This is a genomic window from Brevibacterium yomogidense (assembly GCF_016107685.1).
GTDB classification, from domain to species: Bacteria; Actinomycetota; Actinomycetes; order Actinomycetales; family Brevibacteriaceae; genus Brevibacterium; species Brevibacterium yomogidense.
The window spans coordinates 121,459-132,216 of record NZ_JABASY010000007.1 but is presented as its reverse complement, the minus strand read 5'-3'; the positions used below and the strand labels follow the sequence as shown (position 1 = coordinate 132,216).

At 69.1% G+C, this 10,758-nt stretch carries 10 protein-coding genes; 3 read left to right on the top strand and 7 right to left on the bottom strand.

Annotated features, from left to right (window positions below; genetic code table 11):
* Positions 1 to 203: 203 nt before the first annotated feature.
* Positions 204 to 1,307: an LLM class flavin-dependent oxidoreductase gene (locus tag JFC09_RS15250; RefSeq protein ID WP_198394897.1), complete on the bottom strand. Its 1,104-nt coding sequence runs from the start codon at positions 1,305 to 1,307 to the stop codon at positions 204 to 206.
* 129 nt (positions 1,308 to 1,436) lie between these two features.
* Between JFC09_RS15250 and JFC09_RS15245 the strand changes: the two genes are divergently transcribed.
* Positions 1,437 to 2,474: a bile acid:sodium symporter family protein gene (locus JFC09_RS15245; protein WP_408610978.1), complete on the top strand. Its 1,038-nt coding sequence runs from the start codon at positions 1,437 to 1,439 to the stop codon at positions 2,472 to 2,474.
* Between the two features lie 215 nt (positions 2,475 to 2,689).
* On the opposite strand, the gene JFC09_RS15240 is transcribed toward JFC09_RS15245, so the two are convergent.
* Entirely contained in the window at positions 2,690 to 3,613 is a 924-nt protein-coding gene (locus JFC09_RS15240; RefSeq protein ID WP_198394895.1) for a helix-turn-helix transcriptional regulator, read from the bottom strand.
* A 419-nt stretch (positions 3,614 to 4,032) separates the two neighbouring features.
* Here JFC09_RS15240 and JFC09_RS17100 point away from each other — a divergent pair, with 419 nt between their 5' ends.
* Positions 4,033 to 4,503: a dihydrofolate reductase family protein gene (locus JFC09_RS17100; RefSeq protein WP_198394894.1), complete on the top strand. Its 471-nt coding sequence runs from the start codon at positions 4,033 to 4,035 to the stop codon at positions 4,501 to 4,503.
* Positions 4,490 to 5,059 carry a sugar O-acetyltransferase gene (locus JFC09_RS15230; RefSeq protein ID WP_198394893.1) on the top strand — a complete coding sequence of 190 codons (570 nt, stop codon included), beginning with the start codon at positions 4,490 to 4,492 and terminating at the stop codon, positions 5,057 to 5,059. The genes JFC09_RS17100 and JFC09_RS15230 overlap by 14 nt, the downstream gene beginning before the upstream one ends.
* A 228-nt stretch (positions 5,060 to 5,287) precedes the next feature.
* Here JFC09_RS15230 and gabT read toward each other — a convergent pair whose 3' ends face one another.
* The 5 genes from gabT to JFC09_RS15205 all read right to left on the bottom strand — a co-directional run bounded on the left by gabT (position 5,288) and on the right by JFC09_RS15205 (position 10,698).
* Entirely contained in the window at positions 5,288 to 6,652 is a 1,365-nt protein-coding gene (gene gabT, locus JFC09_RS15225; protein WP_198394892.1) for a 4-aminobutyrate--2-oxoglutarate transaminase, read from the bottom strand.
* 108 nt (positions 6,653 to 6,760) lie between these two features.
* Complete coding sequence (ygfZ, locus tag JFC09_RS15220) at positions 6,761 to 8,089, bottom strand: CAF17-like 4Fe-4S cluster assembly/insertion protein YgfZ (RefSeq protein ID WP_198394891.1); 1,329 nt, start codon at positions 8,087 to 8,089, stop codon at positions 6,761 to 6,763.
* 100 nt (positions 8,090 to 8,189) lie between these two features.
* The gene (locus JFC09_RS15215) at positions 8,190 to 8,954 is read right to left on the bottom strand and encodes a hypothetical protein (RefSeq protein ID WP_198394890.1); all 765 of its coding nucleotides are present in this window, start codon (positions 8,952 to 8,954) and stop codon (positions 8,190 to 8,192) included.
* A 7-nt stretch (positions 8,955 to 8,961) separates the two neighbouring features.
* Positions 8,962 to 9,594 (bottom strand): FABP family protein, encoded by a 633-nt coding sequence (locus JFC09_RS15210; protein ID WP_198394889.1) that lies wholly within the window; start codon positions 9,592 to 9,594, stop codon positions 8,962 to 8,964.
* A gap of 267 nt (positions 9,595 to 9,861) precedes the next feature.
* Positions 9,862 to 10,698 carry an ammonia permease gene (locus tag JFC09_RS15205; protein WP_232483673.1) on the bottom strand — a complete coding sequence of 279 codons (837 nt, stop codon included), beginning with the start codon at positions 10,696 to 10,698 and terminating at the stop codon, positions 9,862 to 9,864.
* Positions 10,699 to 10,758: the final 60 nt, after the last annotated feature.

Genomic DNA, 10,758 nt, shown 5'->3' with positions numbered 1-10,758 from the left:
CCCACCAGATTCCGAAGTGTCAACTATGTCTTGAGACTCAACTGTCAACTATGTCGTGAGACTCCACACCGTCGCAGAGCACGGTGTTTCGAACCCGTCGGCGGCGTATCGGCCACAACGGCGTTCTGCCCTATCAGGGGCGCCTCGTAGGGGACCGCCCCGTCAGTGGTACCCCGTGAAGACCACCCCGTCGGGGTGTCCCTTCAAGACCGCTCGAGACCGAACTCCCCTGCCAGTGCCTCGACGGTCCGCACCCGAGCAGGAGCCGTGTCGAGCGGGTCATCCTCTCCTGCACCGGCGATCGGCTGGATCATGATCTCGTCGACGTCGTATTCGGCGGCGATCTCACGGAGGCGATCAGCGACCTCGGCGGCGGTGCCGACGGCCCACGTGTCCCACATCGATTCACCGACCCGACGATGACCATCGGTCATGACGGATTCGACGTCCTCACCCACGAGCCGCTGGGCCTCCAGCTTCGAGCCGAGCCGCAGCTGCCCCATCTGGTAGACGTGCGGCTGGACCAGCTCCCACGCCTCCTTCGTCGTCGCACCCACCGCTGCATTCACCGTGACGAACGTGCGCGGAGAGTCCCCGTGGGAGGACGGCTCGAACAAATCGCGGTACAGCTGGATCGCGGCGGCCGTACCCCGCCCCGCGAAGTGATTCGCGAAGACGTACGGCAGGCCCAGAGCCGCCGCCAGCTGCGCGGAGTACCCGCTGGACCCCAGCAGCCACACCTCCGCCATGTCGTCGACGCGCGGGGACGCGTGCATGACGTGCTGACCACCGCGCACCGGGAACGACGCGCCCGCGGGCGACAGGAGAGCGAGGATGTCCACGATGTGCTGCGGGAACTGCTCGACGGGATCGATGCGGTTGCCCTCACGATCGACCAACTGACTGTCGCCCAGATGGCCCCGCATCGCCGCAGACGTGAACGGGTCCGTGCCCGGCGCACGCCCGATCCCCAGATCGACCCGGTCACCGTAGACAGCCGACAGGAGCGCGAACTGCTCCGCAACCGCCAACGGCGCATGATTGGGCAGCATCACGCCACCGGACCCCAGCCGGATCCGCGCCGTGGTCTGCCCCAGATGCATGAGCAGCGTCCCCGGAGTCGTGGACGCGACCGCCGGCATGTTGTGGTGCTCCGCCACCCAGTAGCGGGTGAAACCGAACTGGTCCGCGGTCTCCACCAGCTCCTTCGACGCGGCGAGCGCTTGACCGGTGGTCTGCCCCTGCCGCACGGGGATCAGGTCGAGGACGGAGAGCGCACGCGGAGCAGGCGAAGGTGAAGTCGTCATATCGGTGGGAACACCGAGGCCCGCGCGGTTCTTCCCAGCCACGGCATATCGCCACCCGGAACGGTCTACGCAGGGGCTGGCCACTGCTATAGCCTGTCCGCGCCACGTGAGGCTCAGGTGAACGGATCAATGACGATGGAGGAGAACACCGTGGAAGACAAGAGCACAGAGACGCGCACCGGCACAGCGCCGGAGATCGGCCAGAGCGGGCCGACGGATCCTGCCGCGCTGCGCCGGACGGAGCGCAATGCGCGCATCGCCGTCACGATCTTCCCGCTACTCGTCATCGCAGGCGGAGTCATCGGCTTCATCGGTGCCGACTCGGTCAGCACCCTCGCCCCCACGATCCCCTGGGGACTGGGCGTCATCATGTTCTTCATGGGCGTCACGCTCACACTGCCCGACTTCACCCGGATCGCGAAGCGCCCGTGGATCGTCGCGCTGGGCACCGGCAGCCAGTTCATCATCATGCCGCTGGCCGGGTGGGCCATCGCGCAGGTCCTGGGGCTTCCGCCCGCTCTGGCGATCGGCGTCATCCTCGTGGGCTGTGCTCCCGGCGGCACCGCGTCGAACGTCGTCACGTACCTGGCGAAGGGCGACGTCGCCCTGTCCGTGTCCATCACGACCGTGTCGACCCTGCTGGCACCGCTCCTCACTCCTGTGCTCACGCTCTGGTTGGCCGGTTCCTACATGGACGTCTCCGCCAGCGCCATGATGGTGTCGATCGTGCAGACGGTGCTGGTCCCGGTCATCGCCGGTGTGCTCGTGCGCGCCCTCTTCTCCCGCCTCATCGACCTGCTGGGCCCCGTCCTCCCCTGGCTGTCCACGATCGCGATCGCCTACGTCGTGGCGGTCGTCGTCGCCGGCTCCGCGGGATCCCTGCTGAGCGCAGGAGCCTTGGTGCTCGTCGCGGTGGTCCTGCACAACGGCGTGGGTCTAGCGCTGGGCTACCTCGTGGCACGCGCCGTCGGCCTGGACACGGCGGCACGTCGTGCCCTGTCGTTCGAGGTCGGCCTGCAGAACTCCGGGCTGGCGTCGTCCCTGGCGGCGACGCACTTCCCCACGGAGCCGACCGCCGCACTCCCCGGCGCCGTGTTCTCCGTCTGGCACAACGTGTCCGGCGCGATCCTCGCAGCCCTCTTCGCACGCCGTCCGATCGAGGACTGACACTGATGGAGGTGCCCGAGGTGTCGCGCCCCGTCCACACGTTCGGTCGTGCGGGACCGGCCTCACTCACGTCGTACCGGACCGGCCTCACCCACCTGCACCTTCGCTCGCCAGCTACAGGGATATAACACTGCAGCTGGCGAGCGAATGCGTAGGTAGCGAGCGAAGGTGCAGGTGGCGACTCGGAAGCTCGCGGCGAACGGTGGTCGACGCCTTCAGCGGCCGGGCTCACGGCCCTGGCCTTCGTCACCCGTGGACGATGAGGCCACGTGTGAGGACGTGCCACCGGCATGTTCTTCCGCCGCCCAGGACGCGAGCAGCTGAAGGCGCTCAGCGGAGGGAGAACCGGGCTCCGCGGTGTAGATGGTGAGGGTCAGGCCCCGCTCCGCCGCCATCTCCAACCCCTCGAAGGCCAGTGTCAGCTCCCCCACGACCGCGTGGCGGAAGGTCTTGAACCCGGTGCCGTGGTGGCGGACGTCGTGGGCGCCCCACAGGGTGCGGAACTCCTCGCTGCGGGTACTCAGTTCTCCGATGAGATCGTGGAGATCCTTGTTGTGGGGATCCCGCCCGGCCTCGGTGCGCAGGATCGCGACCGTCACCTCGGCGAAAGCATCCCAGTCCGGGTAGAAATCAAGAGCGCGGTCGTCCAGGAAGGTGAAGCGGGCGAGGTTGGGCGGTTGCCCCGGCATGTCGTAGACGAGCGAATAGAACGCTCGCGCCAGAGCATTCGCCGCCAGCAGGTCCATCCGACCATTGCGGACGAACGCGGGGCCGGTCGTGACCGAATCGAGCACCCACTGCAGGCTGGGGTGAGCGGTCCAGGTCGTGGGGTTGCGCCTCTTCGGCCGGCGGGCGACCGGTCCGGCGGCGTGCGCCAGATCGAACAGGTGCGCCCTTTCCGCGTCGTCCAAGCGCAGCGCCTTGGCGAGACCTTCCAGGACGGCGGGCGAAGCACCGCTGATGGCACCACGCTCCAGGCGCGTGTAGTACTCCACGCTCACCCCGGCCAGCACCGCCACCTCACTGCGCCGCAGACCGGCCACCCGACGGTTCGTACCCGCAGGCAGACCGACTTCGTGTGGGGCGATCCGCGCTCGCCGCGATGTGAGGAACTCGCGCACCTCCGACCGGTTGTCCATGGCTCCACGATAGGCGTGCCCGCCGGCGGGAGGCAGCCCCTGTGAGGGTGGTCCTCACAGGGGCTCCCTCACGACTGACGAACGTGGTGCGATGACGGTTGGAGCCCAGCAAGGAGATCAGTGAGCAAGCCCTACGTCATCATCCACACGCACATCTCGATCGACGGGAAGATCCACGCGGTCGACATTCCGGCCTTCGACACCGCCAGCGAGCAGTACCAGGAGCTGGCGCTGCACCCCGACACGCAGATCTACGACATCGACGGCTACCTCAACGGGCGCACGACCACCGACGACAACCAGACGCGCTGCCGCACACCCGAATTGGCCCCCGCTGCCGAGGTCCCCGCCGGTGACTTCGTCGCCGTACCCGATGCTCCGATGTACTACGTCTCCATCGATCCCGGCGGACGGCTCGCGTGGGAGGGCAATATCGTCGATTACGGCGGGATCGACTCCCACGTCGTCGAGGTGATCACGGAGCAGGTCGGCGCCCTTACCGGGATCTTCTCCGCCGCCGCGGCATCTCGTACCTCGTCGCCGGGCAGGACACCCTGGACCCGGCTCTGGCGCTGGAGAAGCTCCACACCCTCTTCGGCATGGAGCGGGTCATGGTCGGTGGTGGCGGCGTGCTCAACTGGTCGTTCCTCCGGGCCGGGCTGGTCGATGAGATCAGCCTGGTCGTGTCACCGTTCGCCGACGGGGATCCCACCCAGCCAGGGCTGTTCACGGCAGTCGCCCCACTGTCCGAGGCGCATCCTCACGCTTTCAGCCTCCTCGAGGCCCGTGAGCTGCGCGATTCCGTCCTCCTGCTGCGCTATCGGGTCGAGCCGCTGGCAAAGGAGCACCAGACCACAGACTCTCCCAAAGGACACCATGGAACTCACTGACCTCCTCGACGCGCTGAACTCCGGCCAGACGATCCCCGGGGACTCACCGCTGCACGCGGTCATGCACCGCACCAGTCAAGACGCCCTGCGGATCACAGGTGAGCTCAATGGCCGCTACCACGAACCCGCGGAGGTCCGGGAGCTGCTGGGGCGGCTCATCGGCACACCTGTCGACGATTCCGTGACGGTGTTCCCGCCCTTCCATGCCGACTTCGGCAAGAACATCACGCTGGGGAAGCGCGTCTTCATCAATTCCGGCTGTACGTTCCAGGACCAGGGTGGGGTCGTGATCGGCGACGACTGCCTCATCGGGCACAACACTGTCTTGGCCACCCTCAACCACGATCTCGCCCCGACCCGCCGCGCGGACATGCACCCGGCCCCCATCGTCATCGGCACCAATGTGTGGATCGGCTCGAACGCGACGGTGCTGGCGGGCGTGACGATCGGCGCCCACGCCGTCGTCGCGGCCGGGTCCGTCGTCACGAAGGACGTGCCTGAGAACGCTGTCGTGGTCGGCTCCCCCGCACGCGTGGTGCGGACGGTGAGGGACTGAAGCCCGACCAGCCTGAGCCCCGACCAGCCTGAAGCCAGAACAGTCCCACCACCTACGCATTCGCTCGCCAGCTACAGGGATATAACACTGCAGCTGGCGAGCGAATACGTGGGTAGCGAGCGAAGGTGCAGCTGACGAGCGAAGGTGCAGCTGGCGGTCAGGCGGCGCTCCAGCACCGCCCGCTCCAGCACCGCCCGCCTATCCCTCAGCCCAACCCCGCCCCAACCGTCAGGCTAGTGCCTGTGCGAAGCCTTCCTCCAGCACGTCGAATGCCTCGTTGAGCAGTTCGTCGCTGATGGTGAGCGGTGGGAGGAAGCGCAGGACGTTGCCGAACGTGCCGGTGACAAGCACCAGCACCGCGTTCGCGGCGGCGTGGTCCGCGACGGCCTTCGCGAGTCCCGGGTTCGGGTCGATCGAATCGCGCTGCACCAGTTCGATGGCCTGCATCGCACCGCGGCCGCGGACGTGGCCGATCTCCGGGTGCTTCGCCTGCAGCGCTTCGACGCGGCGGACGATGGTCTCGCCGATCTCCACGGCGCGCTCCATGAGGCCGTCGTTCTCGTACGCGTCGATCGCACCCAGTGCGGCGGCGACAGCGGTGGGGTTGCCGCCGTATGTGCCGCCGAGTCCTCCGCCCCCCACGGAGTCCATGATCTCCGCACGTCCGGTCACACCAGCGAGCGGCAGTCCGCCGGCCAGTCCCTTCGCCGTCGTCACGAGGTCCGGTACGACGTCTTCGTGCTCGGAGGCGAACATCTTGCCGGTCCGTGCGAAGCCGGCCTGCACCTCGTCCGCGACGAACACGATGCCGTTGTCGCGGGCGTAGTCGGCGATCGCCGCGAGGAAGCCGTCTGCCGGGACGATGAAGCCGCCCTCGCCCTGGATCGGCTCGATGACGATCGCGGCGACGTCGTCGGCGCCGATCTGCTTGTCGATCATGGTGATCGCCCGTGCCGCGGCCTCTTCGCCGGACACCTTCGTGCCCGCTGCCGCGTCGTCGCGGTACGGGTAGGACATGGGTGCGCGGTAGATCTCACCCGCGAACGGGCCGAAGCCCTTCTTGTACGGTGCGGCCTTCGACGTCATCGCCATCGTGAGGTTCGTGCGGCCGTGGTAGGCGTGGTCGAACACGACGACGGCGTTGCGCTTGGTGTGGACGCGGGCGATCTTCACCGCGTTCTCCACTGCTTCCGCGCCGGAGTTCAGCAGCACGGTCCGCTTCTCGTGGTCGCCCGGGGTGAGCCGGTTGAGGGCCTCCGCGACCTCGATGTACGACTCGTACGGGTTGACCATGAAGCACGTGTGGGTGAAGGCGTCGAGCTGCTCCTTCGCACGCGACACCACCCGCTCGTTCGAGTTGCCGACGGTCGTCACCGCGATGCCGGATCCCAGGTCGATGATCTGGTTCCCGTCCGCGTCCTTGAGGATGCCGCCGCCGGCCGCCACGACGTACGCGGGCATGCCGGAGGCCACACCGGGTGCGACAGCCTTCTTCCGCCTCGCCTCGATCTCCTGGGACCGGGGTCCCGGGATCGAGGTGACGATCTTCCGTTCCTGCGGCAGCGAGGGGCCGCCCTTCTCAAGCTGTGTCATGGCTTGAACATATCCCCCGCCCGAGGCCCCTGTCACCATGTCCCGTCCGCCCACGGAACCACTCGCTCCCGTTTCCGCAGTGCGGACTGCGCGGGCGGCCGCACCGCGTCAGCGTCGGCGCTGGTCGACCGCGGCGTTCCGCGGGACACGCGGGCCGGCCGGCTCCCTCTTCGTCACGACGATCTGCTCCTGCGCCGCGACGACCAGCTCCTCCGGCTCTGTCGGCCCCGCGTCCTCGGGTGCGGCGGCGTCGACGTCTCCCGCCGGCATGTCCTCGGGTCCCGGTGCGCCCGGCGCGGCTTCCTCAGCCGTGTCCGGGTCCGTGTCCACGGTCGGCACCGACGCCGAGGCCGCAGCGGCCTCCCCGGCGCCCGTCGCCTGCGCCGCACCCGCCGGTTCCTGCCCCTCGGCTCCCCGCACGACGACGTGCAGGGGTGCCTCCGGGTCGACGTTCCGCTTGATGACGGCGAGCGCGACGGGCCCGAGCTCCCAGTGGAGCGCGGACGTCGTCACGTGGCCCACGGAGCGGAGCGCACCGCGGACTTCGGCCCGCACCTCGGCGCCGGCCGGTGGCACGACGTGCCCGGACCCGTCCAGGTGGAGGAACACGATCCGGCGGGGCGGCTGCCCCAGGTTGTGGACGCGGGCGACGGCCTCCTGCCCGCGGTAGCAGCCCTTCTCCAGGTGGACGGCAGTCCGCAGCAGGTCGAGCTCACCGACGAGCGCGCGGTGGTCGACCTCAGGGGCGGCCGGCCGCCACGCCTCGACGCGCAGCGCATCCCACGCCTCACGACCGGCGACCTCGAGGCCCTCGTGGCGCCAGTCGCGCAGCACCGCGCGGTCGACGACGGCGATCCGGAAGTCGATGGAGGCCCCCGGGTGGTCCGACGCCGCGGGGCCGGCGCCCGCGTCGATGGCTGCGTACGACACGGAACCGGTGCCGACCTGGGGCCACGGGTCGTTCCACACGACGGTCGTCTGCAGGTCGGCAGCCGGCTCCCCGATGAAACCCACCGCCTGGTAGCGGTCCGACACGTCCGTGATCTCCACGCGCATCATGAACCGCATGCGGTCGAGGAAGGCGATCGCCTCGTCGGTGCGCACGTCCGACAGCGCCCACAGCACCTCACCGTCGTCGACGAGCCGCAGCCACCCTTCGATGTGCCCGGTGGGTGACAGGACGAGCGTCTCCGTCGATGCGTGAGGCGGCAGCGTGTCGATCTTCTGGGTCGTGAGCGAGTTGAGCCACGTAAGCCGATCCGGCCCCTCGAAGCGGAACACGCGGGTCGCGGACAGATCCGCGATCGCGTCACCGTCCGCCAGCTGCCTCTGCTCGCGCAGCGGCATGCCGAAGTGGACGACCTCCCCCGCGTGCTCGTCCATTCCGTACACGGCGGAGGATCGCGGGAAGATCAGCGAGTTCATCGGTGTGCTCATGGTGCGGCTCCTTAGGTCCGGGCAGCGGGTGGGGATCCGCGGCCCTCTGTGCGCGTCTCCGCGCTCTCTTCTCGTCCCGGCCGACGCCGTCCGGGCCCTCTCAGCCGAACACGTCGCGCAGGACGTCTTCCAGTCCGGACAGTTCGTCGGTGATGTCGTCGATCAGCTGGTCGAGCAGTGCTCCCCCTGAGTCCAATGCTCCCAGCACCGGTCCGTATTCCGAGGCCCCCTCGCAGGCGTCCCGGACGGAGGTGCGGAAGTCGCCGATCGGCTGGGCGACGGAGTCCATCACCCCGGACAGGTCGATCGCGTCGAGGGTGTCCGCGGAGGTGCAGAGCGCATCGAGTGCGTCGGCCCCCTGCGTGGCGATGTCTCCGACGGAGGAGAACGTGTCGCCCCACCCGGTGGTGGACGGGTTGCGCAGCTGGCCGGTCTCGAAGTCGACGACGGTGGCGACGGAGATGAGGGTGGGTGCGACGTCGTCGACGAGTGTGTCCGCGACGGCGAGCGCGTCGTCTGCGGCTCGGAGGTCGTCACGCAGGCCCGGGACCCATTCGAGCTGGGGCATCGGGAAGGAGTCGAACTCCTCCTGCGCGTCGTCCAGTGCCGCGCGCACCGTGACGAGTTCCGCCTCCGCGGTCGTCGGTTCGTGGAGGAGCGTGTCGAAGAGTGTCTCGGAGCTCTCCGTCGCCGCGTTCAGTGCGGTCGACAGCCGGTCCACCCGGTTCTTCACCGTCATGACGCAGGCGGCTGCGAGCAGCGCGAGGGTGAGGACGATGATGCCGGCGGAGACGAGCAGTCCCACCCAGCGTCGCCGGCGCGGGGTCCGCTCGTGGTTTCGCTGGTAGTCGAGAGTGGTGGACACCCGCGGGTCAGCCCAGGACGGACGGCGTGGTGCGCTGGAGGTCCGCGGAGACGTGCGCGGCGGGGTCCTGGCCGTTCGCGGCCATCTCCCACACCCACATGAGGTGGCCGTCGACCAGCCCGTACATGCGGGTGGAGGCGCGGTAGTCGAGTGCGGTGGGGGTCTTCACACCGCCGTCGGAGGCGAGGTCCACACGGGGTCCGGCGACCCGGCCCGCGTAGTGCTCCATGAGGCCGTGGGGGTAGGACAGCGCCACTTCGATGTCGAAGTCGCCGCGTTCGGTGCGCAGCTCTTCGACCGCCGCGGCGGTCGTGTACGGGTAGGCCGCGGTGGGAGGCAGCAGCCCGGGTCCCGTGTCGTGGTCGCCGCGCGGCCGTGCCAGCTGCCAGAACCCGGTCTCGATGCCCAGCAGGGTGCCGGAGGCCCCGCCGGCCTCTGGGTCCGCGTCGTCCGTCAGCCACGTGCGGCACGTGTAGAGGAGGTAGGGTGCATCGCCTTCGGTCGTGAAGGAGGCGCGCTGGAAGATGTGCTTCTCCTCGACGTCCGTGTAGACGACCGCGCCATGGCCCTCCCACGTGCCGATCAGCCACGCGAGCGGAACGAGTTCCGGCTGCAGATCGACGGGGATCTCAACGGGCATGGGTCAGCGCTTCACCTTGAAGAGGTTCGTGACGACCTTGGCGCCCACTGCCAGGGCGCCCAGGCCGGCGACGGCGACGAGGATCTCGAAGAACAGGACTAGTCCGGTGTATTGCTCCATGCGCGGAAGTCTAGCCCAGGCTCACAGTCCGCTCACATCGAGTCCGCGCTCGCCGGGATCCCGCGTCCCACGCACCGAACCGGCGACCAGGCACCGAGCCGACGACCAGGCATTGGGCGCCAGGCACCGGGCGCCGGGCCCGCCGCGTCACATCGCGACGACGCGGGTGAGGACGTAGACGATGACACCGCCCAGGGCGATGGGGGCCGCACCCAGCGAGGCGTGCACCGCGAAGAGCCGGGCCTTGTCGCGGCGTCTGGCGTCGGACAGTGCCGCTGCCTGGTACTTCGACTGCGCGATGAGCCCCAGGAGCCGGTCGACAGCGGCGGCGAGGACGCCCATGATCGCCCCCAGCGCGCCGGACAGGATGAACACGGGCGACGTCCCGCCCACCACCAGCACGGTGATGAGCCCGCCCACCGCGCCGGCGACGACAGCGATCGGGGAGGTGTAGCGCGCGGGCCACGGCAGGGCGGTCGCGGCCAGCGCGAGGACCACAGCGACGAGGCCCACGAGGATCGTCGTGTGGTCTGTGGTCAGTCGGAACGCGGCGACCCAGGTCGCGGCGGACAGTGTGATGGCGAGTCCGGCGACCTGCGCGGACACGTTCACGGTCGCGTGGGAGGCGCCCACACCCCGGGTGAGATTCTGCACGAACGCCCACAGGAGTCCGACGCCCACCAGGGTCGGCAGCCATTCGAGGAAGGGGGTGGCCTCGGCGAGCATGGTCGCGCCGACTCCGGCCATGCCCAGCAGCGCGAGCATGATCGATGTGGCGCGCGGCTGCGGCGAATCCGTGAGTCTGGGCCACCCGTACGCGAAGACGAGCATGACAAGCAGAGCCCCCGGTGCGAACGCCATCGACGGCTTCAGCAGATACTCGCCCGCCACCGTCGACACGCCGAGCACCAGGGTCAGGCTCAGGGCGATCACCACGCGCATCCATCTCAACACCCCTCCATCCTGCATCACTGCGCGTCCCATGTCTCATCCTCCGGCCGCGCGCCAGGGCGCTTTCGGCCCGCACGGATAAACTCGCCTCGC

What these genes read in the sequence shown, in the direction of transcription:
- JFC09_RS15230 (WP_198394893.1), top strand. Translation starts at nt 4,490, where the DNA reads ATGGAACTCACTGACCTCCTCGACGCGCTGAACTCCGGCCAGACGATC.
- JFC09_RS15245 (WP_408610978.1), top strand. Translation starts at nt 1,437, where the DNA reads ATGACGATGGAGGAGAACACCGTGGAAGACAAGAGCACAGAGACGCGC.
- JFC09_RS15240 (WP_198394895.1), bottom strand. Translation starts at nt 3,613, where the DNA reads ATGGACAACCGGTCGGAGGTGCGCGAGTTCCTCACATCGCGGCGAGCG.
- gabT (WP_198394892.1), bottom strand. Translation starts at nt 6,652, where the DNA reads ATGACACAGCTTGAGAAGGGCGGCCCCTCGCTGCCGCAGGAACGGAAG.
- ygfZ (WP_198394891.1), bottom strand. Translation starts at nt 8,089, where the DNA reads ATGAGCACACCGATGAACTCGCTGATCTTCCCGCGATCCTCCGCCGTG.
- JFC09_RS15250 (WP_198394897.1), bottom strand. Translation starts at nt 1,307, where the DNA reads ATGACGACTTCACCTTCGCCTGCTCCGCGTGCGCTCTCCGTCCTCGAC.
- JFC09_RS15205 (WP_232483673.1), bottom strand. Translation starts at nt 10,698, where the DNA reads ATGGGACGCGCAGTGATGCAGGATGGAGGGGTGTTGAGATGGATGCGC.
- JFC09_RS15210 (WP_198394889.1), bottom strand. Translation starts at nt 9,594, where the DNA reads ATGCCCGTTGAGATCCCCGTCGATCTGCAGCCGGAACTCGTTCCGCTC.